At 70.4% G+C, this 15,004-nt stretch carries 13 protein-coding genes; 3 read left to right on the top strand and 10 right to left on the bottom strand.

What is annotated here, in order from left to right; translation table 11 throughout:
- Positions 1–12: 12 nt before the first annotated feature.
- The 4 genes from KCH48_RS01455 to KCH48_RS01440 all read right to left on the bottom strand — a co-directional run bounded on the left by KCH48_RS01455 (position 13) and on the right by KCH48_RS01440 (position 5,989).
- A complete protein-coding gene (locus KCH48_RS01455) occupies positions 13–2,586 on the bottom strand; it encodes a PA14 domain-containing protein (protein ID WP_210569556.1) in 2,574 nt (857 codons plus the stop codon).
- Positions 2,587–2,772: 186 nt separating this feature from the next.
- Positions 2,773–3,993 carry a glucose-1-phosphate adenylyltransferase gene (glgC, locus tag KCH48_RS01450; RefSeq protein ID WP_210569554.1) on the bottom strand — a complete coding sequence of 407 codons (1,221 nt, stop codon included), beginning with the start codon at positions 3,991–3,993 and terminating at the stop codon, positions 2,773–2,775.
- Between the two features lie 51 nt (positions 3,994–4,044).
- Entirely contained in the window at positions 4,045–5,196 is a 1,152-nt protein-coding gene (gene glgA / locus KCH48_RS01445) for a glycogen synthase (RefSeq protein WP_210569552.1), read from the bottom strand.
- A 37-nt stretch (positions 5,197–5,233) separates the two neighbouring features.
- Positions 5,234–5,989 carry a (2Fe-2S)-binding protein gene (locus tag KCH48_RS01440; RefSeq protein ID WP_210569550.1) on the bottom strand — a complete coding sequence of 252 codons (756 nt, stop codon included), beginning with the start codon at positions 5,987–5,989 and terminating at the stop codon, positions 5,234–5,236.
- Between the two features lie 210 nt (positions 5,990–6,199).
- Here KCH48_RS01440 and KCH48_RS01435 point away from each other — a divergent pair, with 210 nt between their 5' ends.
- Complete coding sequence (locus KCH48_RS01435) at positions 6,200–7,306, top strand: DMT family transporter (protein WP_210569548.1); 1,107 nt, start codon at positions 6,200–6,202, stop codon at positions 7,304–7,306.
- Here KCH48_RS01435 and KCH48_RS01430 read toward each other — a convergent pair.
- Positions 7,296–8,474, bottom strand: coding sequence for a transglycosylase family protein (locus tag KCH48_RS01430; protein WP_210569546.1), 1,179 nt, complete (start codon positions 8,472–8,474; stop codon positions 7,296–7,298). The two genes, KCH48_RS01435 and KCH48_RS01430, sit on opposite strands and share 11 nt — an antisense overlap.
- 312 nt (positions 8,475–8,786) lie before the next feature.
- Between KCH48_RS01430 and gndA the strand changes: the two genes are divergently transcribed.
- The gene (gene gndA, locus KCH48_RS01425; protein ID WP_210569544.1) at positions 8,787–10,226 is read left to right on the top strand and encodes an NADP-dependent phosphogluconate dehydrogenase; all 1,440 of its coding nucleotides are present in this window, start codon (positions 8,787–8,789) and stop codon (positions 10,224–10,226) included.
- Between the two features lie 469 nt (positions 10,227–10,695).
- Here gndA and KCH48_RS01420 read toward each other — a convergent pair whose 3' ends face one another.
- From KCH48_RS01420 to panD, 3 genes are read right to left on the bottom strand one after another with little or no spacing between them, the layout of a single operon-like run.
- Positions 10,696–11,334, bottom strand: coding sequence for an aspartate/glutamate racemase family protein (locus tag KCH48_RS01420; protein ID WP_210569542.1), 639 nt, complete (start codon positions 11,332–11,334; stop codon positions 10,696–10,698).
- Complete coding sequence (locus tag KCH48_RS01415; RefSeq protein ID WP_210569541.1) at positions 11,334–11,681, bottom strand: GNAT family N-acetyltransferase; 348 nt, start codon at positions 11,679–11,681, stop codon at positions 11,334–11,336. The genes KCH48_RS01420 and KCH48_RS01415 overlap by 1 nt, the downstream gene beginning before the upstream one ends.
- Before the next feature lie 52 nt (positions 11,682–11,733).
- Complete coding sequence (gene panD, locus KCH48_RS01410) at positions 11,734–12,153, bottom strand: aspartate 1-decarboxylase (RefSeq protein WP_210569540.1); 420 nt, start codon at positions 12,151–12,153, stop codon at positions 11,734–11,736.
- A 379-nt stretch (positions 12,154–12,532) separates the two neighbouring features.
- Here panD and KCH48_RS01405 point away from each other — a divergent pair, with 379 nt between their 5' ends.
- Positions 12,533–12,961 (top strand): EcsC family protein, encoded by a 429-nt coding sequence (locus KCH48_RS01405; protein ID WP_246884676.1) that lies wholly within the window; start codon positions 12,533–12,535, stop codon positions 12,959–12,961.
- Between the two features lie 124 nt (positions 12,962–13,085).
- Here the strand turns inward: KCH48_RS01405 and KCH48_RS01400 are convergent, their stop codons facing one another.
- Positions 13,086–13,328 carry a DUF5302 domain-containing protein gene (locus KCH48_RS01400; RefSeq protein ID WP_210569538.1) on the bottom strand — a complete coding sequence of 81 codons (243 nt, stop codon included), beginning with the start codon at positions 13,326–13,328 and terminating at the stop codon, positions 13,086–13,088.
- An 85-nt stretch (positions 13,329–13,413) separates the two neighbouring features.
- A complete protein-coding gene (locus KCH48_RS01395; RefSeq protein ID WP_210569536.1) occupies positions 13,414–14,829 on the bottom strand; it encodes a DEAD/DEAH box helicase in 1,416 nt (471 codons plus the stop codon).
- Between the last annotated feature and the right edge of the window lie 175 nt (positions 14,830–15,004).

Genomic DNA, 15,004 nt, shown 5'->3' with positions numbered 1-15,004 from the left:
TCCTCCAGGGGGTTACGGGCAATCGGCCGGCACCGGCCGGGAGATGTCCCGGATCAGCGCCTCGTGCGCGGCCTTCACGCGCGCCACGTCCGGCTTGAGGACCTTGCGGTCGTAGGTCAGCAGGCCGTTGAGCTCGCCCTCGACGTCGGCGATCTGGGTGTAGACGGCGCCGTTGCCGCCCCGGCAGGCCAGGGCGCGCACCTCGTCGAGCTTGGTGAGGTAGTCGTCGGTGTAGGTCGCCGGGTCGACGTCGACGTACGACTGCTGCACGGACCAGGCGTGTCCGGGGACCGCGAGGCCGAGGCCGCCGTACTCGCCGCTGACCAGGGCCCGTTCACCGTCCGGCTGGGGCGGCAGGGCGGGGCTGGGATAGCCGTGCTCGTCCATGATGTCGCCGGTGCCGCCGTCGGCCCCGAGGTTCAGCCCGGACTGGCCGTTGACCAGCCGGGTCGGGTCCCAGGCCTTGGCCTGCTCGGCGACGCGGCCGATGTCGTACTGGCCCCAGCCCTCGTTGAAGGTCACCCACATGACGATCGACGGGCTGCTGATGTGCTCGTCGATCATCTCCTTCATCTCGCGCTCGTACTGGGCGCGCGAGGCGGCGTTCGGGGTCACCCCGGCGGTCATCGCCGGCATGTCCTGCCAGACCATCAGGCCCAGCTTGTCGGCCCAGTAGAACCAGCGGTCCGGCTCGACCTTGATGTGCTTGCGCACCGAGTTGAAGCCGAGCTGCTTGTGCACCTTCAGGTCGTAGGCGAGTGCTTCGTCCGTCGGTGCGGTGTGCAGGCCGTCGGGCCAGAAGCCCTGGTCGAGGGTGGCCATCAGGAAGATCGGCTCACCGTTGAGGATCGTGCGGGGGACGCCGTTGACCTTCTCCACGGCGATGGAACGCATCCCGAAGTAGCTGCCGACGCGATCCGAGCCGACGCTCACCTTCAGGTCGTAGAGGAACGGATCGTCCGGCGACCACAGGTGCGGGTCGTCGATGGTCAGCGTCAGCGGCTGCCCGGTCCGGCCGCGCGCCGTGGCGACCTTCCGCTTGCCGTCGTACGCCGTCGCCGTGATCGGTACGCCGTCACGGACGCCCTTCGCCTCGACGGTGACGCGGCCGTTCGGCACGTCCGGCGTGACCTTGAGCGAGTCGACGTGGTCGCGGGCGACCGGCTCCATCCACACCGTCTGCCAGATGCCCGAACTCGACGTGTACCAGATGCCGCTGGGGTCCAGGCGCTGCTTGCCGACGGGCGGGTTCTCGCCCTCGGCCGCGTCGGTCGGGTCGTACACGCCGACGATCAGCTCCTGGGTGCGGCCGGGCTTGAGCGCGTCGGTGATGTCGGCGCTGAACTTGTCGTAGCCGCCCTTGTGTGCGGCGACCTTCTTGCCGTTGACGTACACCTCGGACTGCCAGTCGACCGCGCCGAAGTTGAGCCGCAGCCGCTGGCCGGACCCGATGCGCCAGTCGGCCGGGACCGTGAAGGTGCGGCGGTACCACATGCGGTCCTCGTGCCGCTGGATGCCGGAGAGCTGGGACTCCACGGGGTACGGGACGAGGATGCGCTCGGCGAGGTTCTTGCCGACGGGCGGCTGCTCCCCGGCCTCGGCCGCCGCGAACTGCCAGCGGCCGTTGAGGTTGCGCCAGGCGTCGCGGGTCAGCTGCGGGCGCGGGTACTCGGGGAGTGCGTTGTCCGGGCCGACCTCCTTGGCCCAGGGGGTGCGCAGTTCGTACGTCGAGCGGTTGGCGCCGCTGCTCCAGAACGAGCCGATCTCCTTGCCGTCGGCGGTGAGTCCGCCCTGGCCGTCGTAGCGGACCTCCGCAGTGCCGCGTGCGGTGCCGGTCTTGTTGCCGACGACCGGTTCCTTGAGGCCCACCAGCAGGGACTTGGGGTCGGACGGGTTCAACCGGGCCGTGGTCAGGGGCCACTTGGCGCCGCCGATCACCGCCTCGACGTGGTCGATGACGGAGGCCGGGGGTGCGGACAGCTCGTGTGCGAAGTCGAGTTTGAGCGTACGGCCGTCCTTGAGGACGGTGGTGGCGATGGCACCGTCGTAGTCGTAGCCGTCGGGGAGCCGGAAGGCCGACTGGGGGACGGCGACCTTGCTGCCGCCAGGCGGGGTCCAGCGGAGGTGGAGGTTGGAGCCGCCGTAGTGCTCGAAGTACTCCAGCTTGACGTCGTAGGCCTGGCCCGCCGTCAGCTCGATGGGCGCGGCGGTCTGTTCGCGGTCCCAGTCGTCCACCCAGTGGTCGATGACCGGCTTTCCGTCGACCCAGAGCCGGAAGCCGTTGTCACCGATGATCGAGAAGGTGGTGGGGCCGGTCTTCTCCGGCACGATCTTTCCGGTCCAGCGGACGCTGACATCGTTGTCTTGACCGGTGGCGAAGCGCAGGCGCGGCTCCAGGTTGTCGAAGTCGAGGTTCTGGTCGAAGCCGGTGGCCTTCAGCTCGTGGAAGTCGAAGGCGCCCGGGGCGGAGTGGGTGTAGTACTCGCCCTTCAGACCGTGGATCTCGACCGGGCCCTCGGCCGCCGCGGTGGCGGACGACGGGGCGGTGAGGCCGGCGAAGGCGAGGGCTGCGGCGAGCACTAACACGAAGCGGGATCTGTGGTGTCGCACGGATCCTCCTTGTTGAGGACGTGTGGCGGCTCTTGCGATTTACATCGTTGCAATCAACGGCAGTTGGCATGACAACACGGCTTCCGCTTCCCTGTCCAGGGACATGACAACGGTCCCTGGCGAACGCCTGCTCGCCAGGGACCGTTCCACCGAATCCGCGGTCTACGGCACCAACTGTCCCTTCCCCAAAGCGATCACTCCGCCCTTGGACACCGTGTACAGCTCCGCGTCCCGGTCCGGGTTGACGCCGATCGTCGCGCCCGGCGGAACCTCGACGTTCTTGTCCAGCACCGCGCCCCGGACGACCGCGCCCCGGCCGATGTGGACGTTGTCGTGCAGCACCGAGCCCTGGACGACCGCTCCGGGGTCGACCACGACACCCGGCGACAGCACCGACCGCGTGACCTGCCCGCGGATCAGGCAACCGGCGCTGATGATGGACTCCCCCGCGATGCCGCCCGCGTTGAACCGGGCCGGGGAGAGCTGGCCGGAGTGGGTGTAGACGGGCCACTGGCGGTTGTAGAGGTTGAAGGCGGGGCGCTCGGCGATGAGGTCCATGTGGGCGTCGTAGTAGGCGTCGAGCGTGCCGACGTCGCGCCAGTAGCCCTGGTCCCGGGTGGTCTCGCCGGGGACGTGGTTCTCGCTGAAGTCGTACAGCTGGGCCTCGCCGCGCTCGGTGAGCTGCGGCAGGATCGAACCGCCCATGTCGTGCACGGAGTTGCGGTCCTCGGAGTCCCGCTGAAGCGCCTCGATGAGGGACTTGGTGGTGAAGATGTAGTTGCCCATCGAGGCGAAGACGGACTCGGGGTCATCGGGCAGGCCGGGCGGGTCGGCGGGCTTCTCCAGGAACTGCTCCACGGTACGGCCGTCGGACGCGGAGCTGATCACGCCGAAGGACGACGACTCGCTGCGCGGGACGCGTATCCCGGCCACCGTCACGCCCGCGCCGTTCTCTATGTGCTGGGCCAGCATCTGGCGCGGGTCCATGCGGTACACATGGTCGGCGCCGAACACCGCCACGTACTCGGGACGTTCGTCGTAGATGAGGTTCAGCGACTGGAGGATCGCGTCCGCGCTGCCCAGGAACCAGCGCGGACCGAGCCGCTGCTGGGCCGGGACCGGGGTGACGTAGTTGCCGAGCAGGCTGGACATCCGCCAGGTGGTGGTGATGTGCCGGTCCAGCGAGTGCGACTTGTACTGCGTCAGGACGCAGATGCGCAGGATGTCACCGTTGACGAGGTTGGACAGGACGAAGTCGACGAGACGGTATGTGCCGCCGAAGGTGACCGCGGGTTTCGCGCGGTCCGCGGTCAGGGGCATCAGGCGCTTGCCTTCTCCACCCGCCAGTACGATGCCGAGCACCGAAGGTCCGCCACGCCGCATGGCCGCTCCCCTCACCGTGGTTGACCATGATGTGCCCTTGATCAGTGGACACTAAGCCTGTTTGAGGATCTCCCGGTAGAGCTGAACCGTCCGGCGGGCGACTGCGTCCCAACCGAACTCCCCCACCGCCCGCTCCCGTCCGGCCTCGCCCATCCGCCCCGCCGCCTCCAGGTCGCCGAGGACGGAGTCCAGCGCCTGCGCCAGACCCGACTCGAAGTCGTCGTCCACGGAGACCAGTAGGCCGGTCTTGCCGTCCTCCACGACCTCCGGGATGCCGCCGACCCGGGAGGCCACGACGGGAGTTCCGCAGGCCATCGCCTCGAGGTTGACGATGCCGAGGGGTTCGTACACCGAAGGGCAGACGAACACGGCCGCGTGGGTGAGGAGTTGGATCACGTCGGCGCGCGGCAGCATCTGCGGGATCCAGTGGACGCCCGCGCGGACGCTGCTGAGCTCCTGGAACAGGTCGCGGAACTCCTGGTCGATCTCCGGAGTGTCGGGGGCGCCCGCGCACAGCACGACCTGCGCGGCCGGGTCGATGTGCCGCGCCGCGCGCAGCAGATGGGGCACGCCCTTCTGCCGGGTGATACGGCCGACGAACAGGACGTACGGGCGGTCGGGATCGAGGCCGATCCGGGTGAGGGCCTCGGTGCCGTGGTCGGGGCGGTAGAGGGTGGTGTCGATGCCGTTGTGGACGACGTGGACCTTGGCCGGGTCCAGCGTGGGATAGCAGCCGAGGATGTCCTCACGCATGGCTCCGGATACGGCGATCACCCCGTCGGCGGCCTCGATCGCGGTGCGCTCGGCCCAGCTCGACAGGGCGTATCCGCCGCCGAGTTGCTCGGCCTTCCAGGGGCGCAGCGGCTCCAGGGAGTGGGCGGTCATCACATGCGGGATGCCGTGCAGGAGCTTGCCGAGGTGGCCGGCGAGGTTGGCGTACCAGGTGTGGGAGTGGACGAGTTCGCGGCCTTCGAGGGCCGCGGTCATGGCGAGGTCGACGGAGAAGGTGCGCAGCGCGTCGTTGGCGGTGTCCAGGCCGGACCAGGGGCGGTGCCGCAGCACGCCCTCCGCGCGGCCCTCGCCCCAGCAGTGCACGTCCAGGTCGACGAGGTCGCGCAACTCCCGTGCGAGGAACTCGACATGGACGCCCGCGCCGCCGTACACATCCGGGGGGTACTCCCGGGTCAGCAGTCCCACTCGCACCCGCAACCCCCTGTCTCAACGCCCGGCCCCTTCATGGTCACCCAGATGTGGCGCCCGGGGAAGAGCGCGGGGGTCGTGTGAAGCAACAGTCGCCGCAGACGCCTCCGCCAGGCACGCGGTAGTAGAGGCAGCAGCTGCGGCGCCGGAAGGCGGTGCCGGTGAGGGTTCCGGTGCCCGCGAGCCGGGGGTGGCCGAGTAGCGCCGTGGTCAGGGTGCGGGCCCGGGCGGCGGCGTCGGGGCGGTGGTTGGTGCGCGCCCAGATGTCCAGTTGCCGCGCGGCTCCCGCCAGCGCGGAGGCGGCGTTGCCCCACAGCAGGCCGGTGGCGACGCGGTGACGGGTGTGCAGGGCCGCGGTCAGCGGTTCCAGGTGGGCGTGGAGCACGGTGTCGGCGAGGGTCGCCGCGTCCGCGGGCAGCGGGCGCACTTCCGTCAGCCAGAGGTCGTCGGGGGCGCTGCCGTCGGGGTCCCAGCGCAGCAGCCGGGGATCGAGGTCGGGGACGAGGCCGTACAGGGCCGCGCAGCCGAGCGCCGCCGACCACAGCCGGGCCGCGAGCCCCTGCTGGGCGACGGAGGCGGCGATCCGCGGCTCGGGGGCGTGCAGGGCGTCGGCGACCTTGTGGAGGCGGAGAGTCAGGGGATTCCGGTAAACATCCGATGCTGATTCGGCGTACGCCTCCGCGAGGGTCGGCAGTGGCCCGCGCGGCACTCCTGTGGTGCGTAGTACGAAGAAGCCGCCGAGCGGGCGGAGCGCGGCGAGGTCGGGGTCGAGTTCCACGAAGAGCAGTAGTACCAAGGCCCGTAGGGGGCGCCACCAGGGGGTCGGTGAGGGGTGTCACCCACCTGAGGGAGGACGGAGGCCCGGTCGTACTCCATCGGCAGTAGGACCCAATGAGTGCTCAGGTACGACGACGGGAAGGTTTTTTCGCGGCATCGTGTTGGTTATGGAAGACGACCGATCGCCGCGACGGGCCCCGGGCCCCCGCCTCACGCAGAGGAGCAGCGCATGAGTGCCCTCGCGTTGTCCGTGGTGCTGTCGCTGATCTCCGCTGTGGCGTACGCGGGCGGCGCGATCGTACAGGAGCGCGTCGCGGAGTCCTCCCCCGACTACGCGCCGCTGCGCCGGCCGAGCTGGTGGGCGGCGGTGGCGCTGAACGGCCTCGGCGGTCTGCTGCACGTGGTGGCCCTGGCGTACGGACCGCTGAGCGTGGTCCAGCCGCTGGGCGCCCTGACCATCGTGTTCGCGCTGCCGATGGCGGCGATGTTCGTGGGCCGCAAGGCCGGGGCGACCGCTTGGCGGGGCGCGATCATGGCGACGGTCGGACTCGCGGGTCTGCTCTCCCTGGTCGGCACCGCCGACACGCAGTCGCTGGATTCCGCCCAGCGGGCGGGCGTGGCCCTGGTCACCGCGGGTGCGGTCGTGGCGCTGATGATCGCGGGCCGGGCGGCGCACCGGCATCCGGCGGTGCGCAGCGTGCTGCTGGCCACGGGATCCGGCATAGCCTTCGGCATGTCCTCGGTGTTCACCAAGACCGTCGCGGTCGACTGGAGCGGCGGCGTCTCGGCGTCTGACCTGCCGTCCCTGGCCACGATCGGCGTCTTCGCCACGGCCGGACTGATGCTCTCCCAGGCCTCCTACCGCGGCGCCGGACTCGCGGCCCCGCTGGCCACCCTGACGGTCGTGAACCCCGTGCTGGCGGCGGCGGTCGGCATCACGATGTTCGGCGAAACCTTCCGCTACGGCACGACGGGCACCGCGCTCGCCCTGAGCTGCGGCGTCGTGGCGGCGGGCGGGCTGATCCTGCTGACGACGGAGCGGATCGGGCGGACGCAGCAGGAAGCCGCCGCACCCGTGGCCGAACCGGCGCCCGTCGAGGCGCTGCTCGCCCAGCACTCCGGCGACTCCCCCGAGGCCGTCAAGGAGCTTCTCGAGCAGCCCGCGGCCGAACTCCCGGACCAGGCCCTGGTCGCGACGCAGGCGTCGGCGCCGGACCTGGAGAAGGAGGAGCAGCCGCACACCGACGTGCCCCCGCTGCTGTACGGCCCGCTCTACATCGGCCCGTACATACCGAGGCCGGTCCTGGACCGGCACCGCACCCGTATCAAATCCTGACGCCACCGGCCCGGAGGTACGCCACCGGGTCGATGTCCGTGCCGAAGCCGGGCCCCGTCCGCACCTCGAAGTGCAGATGCGGGCCCGTGCTGTTGCCCGTGGACCCGGAGCGGCCGATGCGCTGTCCGGCGCCCACGCCCTGCCCGCTCTTCACGGAGATCGCCGAGAGGTGCGCGTACTGGGAGTAGCGGCCGTCGGCGTGCCGGATCACCACCTGGTAGCCGAAGGAGCCTTCCCAGCCTGCGCTGACGACCCGCCCGTCCGCGACGGCCTTCACTGAGGTCCCGGTGGGAACGGCGAAGTCGACGCCCGTGTGATAGCCCATGGACCAGGAGGAGCCCGCCTTGTGGTACGGCGTTCCGGTCGCGGCGCTCACGGGCGCGACGAGGCCGCGCTTGGATGTCTCCGTCTTGGGCTTGCTCTCCGGGGCTTTCCTGACCGGAGCCTTGCTGTCCGAGGCCTTGTTGTCCGAGGCGGGCGCCTTGGGTGCCGGCTCGACCGGCGTCCTCGTCGTCGTGGCCGCCTTGCCGCGCAGGCTGAGCCGCTGGCCGGGCAGGATCAGGTCGGGGTCCGCGCCGATGGTCTTCCGGTTGGCGGCGTAGAGCCCGCGCCAACCGCCGCGTACGTCCTGCTCGTCGGCGATCCCGGAGAGCGTGTCGCCCCTGAGGACGGTGTACATCTCGGCGGTGCCCGCCCGGGACTGGGGCGTGGTCTGCGGCTGGACGTCGGCCAGGGAGTTCTTCGTGGTGCGCGGGGCGGTGCCGCCCGGGCTGATGTCGGGGGTGTCGCCGCCCCGGGTCAGCCCCGCCTTCACCGAGCACGTCGGCCAGGCGCCGGGCCCCTGTCCGTCGAGCACCTTCTCGGCTATGGCTATCTGCTGGTCCTTGGTGGCCAGATCCGCGCGCGGAGCGTACCGGGTGCCGCCGAAGGCCTCCCAGGTCGACTGCGCGAACTGCAGGCCGCCGTAGTAGCCGTTGCCGGTGTTGATGCTCCAGTTGCTGGTCGACTCGCAGGCGGCGACCTTGTTCCAGGTGTCGACGTCCGCGGCGTGTGCGGTACCGGTGCCGATGAGCGGTATCGCCATTCCGGCGCTGCCCGCCGTGACGGTCAGTGAGGCGCGGTTGATCCTGTTCGGCTGATACCGGCGGTGCCGGCCGCGTACGGCCATGAAAGCCCCCTCGACATGCGTCAGGAGGGCCAAAAGTAAGCGCCACGAACAGGCCATGACAAGACAGCAATCAGCCGCTTGGTCACACCAAGTGGCGAGGAATCGGCGCCTGTTGATCCACCTGTTGATCCACCCTCCGGGACGGCTGAGTGCGGCGCACCGTTCTGTGCGTATGTGCCTGCGCGACATCGCCACGTCGCGGCATCCGGGTGTGCGGTCGGCGTACCGGCACGTCAGGGTGGACGATGGGGCAATACTGGCGGGCATGCAGGACCGGCACCGCTGCTATCGAGGTCACGAGGAGCCAACGCAATGAGCAATTCAGCCCAGATCGGCGTCACAGGTCTCGCGGTCATGGGCCGCAACCTCGCCCGCAACTTCGCGCGCAACGGCTACACGGTCGCGCTGCACAACAGGACGTCGGCGCGGACGCACGCCCTGGTCGAGGAGTTCGGGAGTGAGGGCGACTTCGTCGCGGCCGAGACCGCGAAGGAGTTCGTGGCGGCGCTGGAGCGGCCGCGGCGTCTGGTCATCATGGTGAAGGCCGGTGAGCCGACGGACGCGGTGATCCAGGAGTTCGCCCCGCTCCTGGAGCCCGGCGACATGATCATCGACGGCGGCAACGCGCACTTCGCCGACACCCGCCGCCGCGAGCGCGACCTGCGTGAGCAGGGCATCCACTTCGTCGGCATGGGCGTCTCCGGCGGCGAGGAGGGCGCGCTGCACGGACCGAGCATCATGCCGGGCGGGCCGAAGGAGTCGTACGACTCACTGGGCCCGATGCTCGAGAAGATCTCCGCGAAGGCCGCCGACGGGGCTCCCTGTGTCGCGCACGTGGGTCCGGACGGCGCCGGGCACTTCGTGAAGATGGTGCACAACGGCATCGAGTACGCCGACATGCAGCTGATCGGCGAGGCGTACCAGCTGCTGCGTGATGTCGCCGGGTACTCGCCCGCGCAGATCGCGGACATCTTCCGCACCTGGAACACCGGGCGGCTGGACTCGTACCTGATCGAGATCACGGCCGAGGTGCTGTCGCACGTGGACGCGGCGACGGGCGAGCCGTTCGTGGACGTGGTGGTGGACCAGGCGGAGCAGAAGGGCACGGGGCGGTGGACCGTGCAGATCGCGCTCGACCTGGGTGTCCCGGTGTCGGGTATCGCCGAGGCCGTCTTCGCGCGGTCGCTGTCCGGGCACGAGGCGCTCCGCGAGGCATCACGCGGGCTGGCCGGGCCGAAGGCGTCGCCACTGAGCGAGGCGGAGGCCGGGGCCTTTGCCGACCGGGTGGAGCAGGCCTTGTACGCCTCGAAGATCGTGTCGTACACGCAGGGCTTCCATCAGATCGACGCGGCCCGCGACGAGTACGGCTGGGACATCGACCTCGGTGCCGTGGCCTCCATCTGGCGCGGTGGCTGCATTATTCGCGCGGCGTTCCTGGATCGCATTCGTGCGGCGTACGACGTTCGAGCGGATCTGCCGAGCCTGCTGTCCGACGACACGTTCGCGCAGGAGATCGGCGCGGCTCAGGACGACTGGCGTGAGGTGATCATCGCCGCGGCCCGTCAGGGCGTGCCGACGCCTGGCTTCTCCGCGGCTCTCGCGTACTACGACGCGCTGCGTGCGGAGCGGTTGCCTGCGGCGCTTACGCAGGGGCAGCGGGACTTCTTCGGGGCGCACACGTATCGGCGGGTTGATCGGGAGGGGTCGTTCCACACGTTGTGGGGTGGGGATCGGTCGGAGGTTTCCGCCTAGTCGGTTGGGGAGAGCGGTGCGCTCGCGAGTGCGGGTGTGTGGGGGCTGGTCGCGCAGTTCCCCGCGCCCCTGAAGGGGCGCTTGTGATGGGCGGCGTTTTCTGGCGCCGCCCATTTCCCTTTTTGTCCTCGGCTCACGTCAGTGGTGGGCCCGGTTCCGGGTTTGGTACCGGTTCTGGGCCCGGTGGGACCGGGGACGGGTCCGGGCCGGGGACCGGGCTGGGGCCCGGTGGTGGGCCCGGGGGGCCGGGTACCGGTGGGGGCTCCGGTGTCGGGACCGGGGACGGTGGGGGCTCGGGGTGTGCGGGGTCCGGGCCGGGTGTGGGGCCCGGGGGGACGGGGTCAGGGGTCGGGTTGGTCATGGTGTCCTCCGGCCAGTGGTGAAACGTCGGCTCTGGACTACTCCCCCGCGTACCCGACGGCCGCGCCGCCAGTCACTCACCCGCGTCAATGCCGAGGCCCAGGTGGGCCTACTGCGGGTGCGCCGCCCGCGCTCCCGCAGCCAGGCCAGGGCGAGGGCTGGACAGTACGGGCACTTGTGTCGTGACCAGTTGCTGGGCCCGGGCGATGGAGACCTGGGCGAGGACGATCGCGTCGGCGTCCGTAACCTCGTCCGCAGCTGCTGCCACCAGACGGGCGCAGCCGTCGACGTCACCCGCGTCGAAGCGCTCCCACGCGCCCTCGACGAGGCGCGCCCGCACCTCGACCGGGCGTGCCGTACGCCGGGCCTCGTCCTCGATCAAGGACACCGTCGGACCGAGTGTGCTCTCCACCGTGGCGAGGACGACGACACGCTCCCCCTCGGCCACCGCGGCCGCCGCCATCGGGCGGTCGACGCGCAGCACCGGCATCCCGACCTCGGCGGCGGCCGTCTCCGCGACGCCGCCGATGGTCGAGCAGGTGCACAGCACGGCTCGCGCCCCCTCGGCGACGGCCCGGCGCAGCTCCTTGCGGACGTCGTCCGCGACGGCTTCGGGTCCCTCAAGACGGGCCCGGGCCAGTAGTTCCTCGTCGACGAAGTGCCGTAGTTCCAGGTCGGGGTGGTGCTCCTGGCGCAGGGCCTCGAAGACCGGGATGTGCAGCGGTGAGGTGTGCAGCAAGGTCAGCATCAGAACCGCTCGGGGTGCGCCCGCTGCCAGTCCTCGGCCGCCGCCAGCAGATCGGGGTCGGCCGCCGGAGCCTCGTCGGGGTGGCGTTCGGCCCACCTCACGACGTAGGGGCACAGCGGCGCCACGACGACTCCCTCGCGCGCCGCCATGCCGTACAGCTCGCGCGCCAGGGAGCCCGCGATGCCCTGTCCCTCGTGGGCCGGTTCCACGATGGTGTGCACGGGGACCAGGGCGCGCCCCGGTGCTTCGAGCACGAAGTACTCGATGTGGCCGACGACTTCGCCGTCGCCGCCGAGGGCCTCAAGGCGGCCCGCCGCCCGGTCGTCGCGGATCTCGGTCTCGCTCATGGGAACGCTCCTGGTCCGAAAGTGCGGCGTCCGAAATGTGCGGCCGACACGGTCAGGCCCGTACGGCCTGCGGGCTGCGCTCCTGGTCGGAGCCCGGCACCGGTGCGGACGGATCGGCGCCCAGGGCCACGATCCTGTTGTCGCGGTCCACATGCACGACCCGTGGCCGCAGCGCCCGTGCCTCGGCGTCGGAGACCTGAGCGTAACTGATGATGATCACCAGGTCGCCGGGGTGCACGAGATGAGCGGCGGCCCCGTTGATGCCGACGACTCCGGAGCCGCGCTCCCCCTCGATGACGTACGTCTCCAGCCGGGCGCCGTTGGTGATGTCGACGATGTGGACGAGCTCGCCGGGCAACAGGTCTGCGGCGTCGAGCAGATCGGCGTCGATGGTCACCGATCCCACGTAGTGCAGGTCGGCCTGGGTGACGGTGGCGCGGTGGATCTTGGACTTGAACATAGTGCGCAGCATCGGGGCACTCCCACTGATCGGCTCCCTGCCTGCTTGTGCAGGTCAAGGGCGGTTTTCACGCTGCGACGGCCAGCTTCGGACGTCGGTGTCGACAGGCGGAACCAGCGTACGGAACAGCACTCCGGAACGCATTGAGAGCCGGGTCACTGAGCATGCTTCCCATCGTCCGCCGCAAGGGCGAGGCCAAGTACGGCAACTCCCTGGGGGACGGTCACTCACTCGTGCATCACCATCCACGCCCCAGGGGACCGTGAGCAACCCGCAGTACCCGCAGCAGCCCGATCAAGTGCCCTCGGAAAAGGGTCGGTGCGGGGCTCGTGGAGCCGCCGACGCCCTCCCGGTATGGAGCGGTACCGCTTTTCAGTCCGTTCGGCAGACGGTGGGGCGAGCCTGTACTACCCAGCCGCCGCGGCGTGCCGTCGGCCAGGTCTCGCTGTTCTACGGCTACGACCCCGAGGAACCTGTCGAGAAGCTCTTCGTGATGTCGGTCGTCAACGTCGGGACGGCAAGTTCGGAAGTCGTTCGGCTCCGCCTCACCAAGAAGGGGCTCGGCAAGGCCGTGCCCGCATTCGGGATCGTCGTCGGAGGCACCCTCAACTGGACCACTCTGGAAGGGATCGTCGACGCCGCCGAGATGGCATACCGGCGGCGGTTCCTCCTGGACAAGTACCCACACCTCGCTGACGAGGAGGCAGCCGGTTCGTTTCCCGACACCAGCCCCGACGGCCCGGACGTCGCGGACGACGCCGACGAGGAGATCAGTCTGCTCGACGAGATAGCCGAGGCGGGCGAACCCGACCTCCGCTGAACCAGTGTCCCGGCGGTGAACGTCATCCCACGACCGCCGGGACGAACACGGCTCAGGTCCCGCCGCGAACCCCACGAACCGCGACCACTCCTCGCGGCACCAGGTGACGCGTCGGATTATCGACTCAGCCGCCGCTCTTGCGCCTGAACGAACGCTGGTTCGCGGCCGGGCCGTGGGCCGCGCGGACCTTTGACGCGTTGGGGTTGGCGGCGACATCGGCCGCGTCCGCCTGCGCACCGCGCTTGCGCGCCAGGGCTTCACGGAACTTGCGCTTGAGGTCGTCGTTGCCGTCGCTGTCCGGCGCCGGAGGGGACGTCTCGGGGTCAACCGACTCCGAACCTTCCGGGGTTACGGGCTCTGCGGTCATGGTGACCTCCTGGGTTCGGGGGTGGGCCAGCACAGCTTGTCATGCCGGGCGCGGTGCGGGGCACCGGCAACCTCATGCAACGCTCTCAGCCGTTGCGACGCATGAGGGCGGCCTTGCGGGCCTCGGCGAGCTTGCGGGCCTCGCCGGCCTTTCGGGACTTGCCGCCGGCGCCGCGGGAGGTGTCCTTGCTGGTGCCCAGGCCGCGGAAGGGAGCGTTGGTGTTCTTGGGCCGGGGGACGGCGGGCCCGCCGTCGAGCGGGGTGCCGGAGGGGGCCTTGGCGCCGGTGATCCGGCTCAGTTCCGCCTCGCCCGAGCGCACCTTGGTGACGGTCGGCTCGATACCGGCGTCGGCCAGTACACGGCTCGTCTCGCGGCGCTGAGCCGACAGCACGAGCGTGACCACGCGGCCGGACTCACCGGCGCGGGCGGTGCGGCCGGCCCGGTGCACGTAGTCCTTGGGGTCGGTGGGCGGGTCGACGTTGACCACGAGATCGAGGTCGTCGACGTGCAGGCCACGGGCCGCGACCTTGGTCGCCACCAGAACGGTGAGCTGGCCGTTCTTGAACTGCGCCAGGGTCCGGGTGCGCTGTGGCTGGGACTTGTCGCTGTGCAGGGCCCCGGCGTGCACCCCGCTGGCCCGCAGATGCCGGGTGAGCTGGTCGACGGCGTGCTTGGTGTCGAGGAACAGCAGTACGCGGCCGTCGCGGGCGGCGATCTCCGTGGTGACGGCGTAGCGGTCAGGGCCGTGGACGACCAGAACGTGGTGCTCCATCGTCGAGACGGTGCCCGCGGACGGGTCGACCGAGTGGACGACGGGGTCGTGGAGATAGCGGCGGACGAGCTGATCGACGTCGCGATCCAAAGTGGCCGAGAAGAGCATCCGCTGACCGTCGGGGCGCACCTGATCGAGCACGTCGGCGACCTGCGGCAGAAATCCCAGGTCGCACATCTGGTCGGCCTCGTCCAGCACGGTGATCCTCACCTGTCCCAAGCGGCAGGCCTTGCGCTCGATCAGGTCGTGCAGGCGTCCGGGGGTGGCGACGACCACCTCGGCTCCCTCGCGCAGCGCGGCGACCTGCCGGCCGATCGAGATGCCGCCGACGACCGTGGCCATCCGCAGCCGTAGTGCCTCGGCGTACGGCGCCAGCGCCTGGGCGACCTGTTGGGCCAGCTCTCGGGTGGGCACAAGGATCAGTGCGCGGGGCTGCTTCGGTTCGGCGCGCCGCCCTGCCGTACGTGTCAGCAGCGGCAGGCCGAAGGCGAGCGTCTTGCCCGTTCCGGTGCGCCCGCGCCCCAGGACGTCGCGCCCCTCCAGGGCATCAGGCAGTGTGGCGGCCTGGATCGGAAAGGGTTCACGCACCCCGAGTCCGCTCAGTGTCCGCAGCACCTCCACCGGCAGTTCAAAGCCGGCGAAGGAGTCGGCCGGGGGCAGCGCCGGAGTCGTGGCCGCTGACCGGGCGGGACCGCCGTGAGCGATGCCGAAGTCGTCGGGATGCTTCATGAACAGCCTTCCGCAGGGGGAACGTACCGAGGAAGGCCCGGCAGGACCCACCGCGACGACCACGCAAACGCATGACACTAACACAAGGCACAACATCGCGCCGCGGCACCGATCGCCCTCCCGGCCCGTCGTCACCTGGCATCATGAGGGCGAGCGGAGATCCATCCGTTCTGGG

This window comes from Streptomyces sp. GESEQ-4, assembly GCF_017948455.1.
In the GTDB taxonomy this organism is placed as follows: domain Bacteria; phylum Actinomycetota; class Actinomycetes; order Streptomycetales; family Streptomycetaceae; genus Streptomyces.
Note: the sequence above shows the minus strand (reverse complement) of the source record. Positions and strands in the feature narration are given on the sequence as shown.

What these genes read in the sequence shown, in the direction of transcription:
- KCH48_RS01400 (WP_210569538.1), bottom strand. Translation starts at nt 13,328, where the DNA reads ATGACCGCAGAGCCCGTAACCCCGGAAGGTTCGGAGTCGGTTGACCCC.
- KCH48_RS01420 (WP_210569542.1), bottom strand. Translation starts at nt 11,334, where the DNA reads ATGCTGACCTTGCTGCACACCTCACCGCTGCACATCCCGGTCTTCGAG.
- gndA (WP_210569544.1), top strand. Translation starts at nt 8,787, where the DNA reads ATGAGCAATTCAGCCCAGATCGGCGTCACAGGTCTCGCGGTCATGGGC.
- glgC (WP_210569554.1), bottom strand. Translation starts at nt 3,993, where the DNA reads ATGCGGCGTGGCGGACCTTCGGTGCTCGGCATCGTACTGGCGGGTGGA.
- panD (WP_210569540.1), bottom strand. Translation starts at nt 12,153, where the DNA reads ATGCTGCGCACTATGTTCAAGTCCAAGATCCACCGCGCCACCGTCACC.
- KCH48_RS01415 (WP_210569541.1), bottom strand. Translation starts at nt 11,681, where the DNA reads ATGAGCGAGACCGAGATCCGCGACGACCGGGCGGCGGGCCGCCTTGAG.
- KCH48_RS01395 (WP_210569536.1), bottom strand. Translation starts at nt 14,829, where the DNA reads ATGAAGCATCCCGACGACTTCGGCATCGCTCACGGCGGTCCCGCCCGG.
- KCH48_RS01435 (WP_210569548.1), top strand. Translation starts at nt 6,200, where the DNA reads ATGAGTGCCCTCGCGTTGTCCGTGGTGCTGTCGCTGATCTCCGCTGTG.
- KCH48_RS01430 (WP_210569546.1), bottom strand. Translation starts at nt 8,474, where the DNA reads ATGGCCGTACGCGGCCGGCACCGCCGGTATCAGCCGAACAGGATCAAC.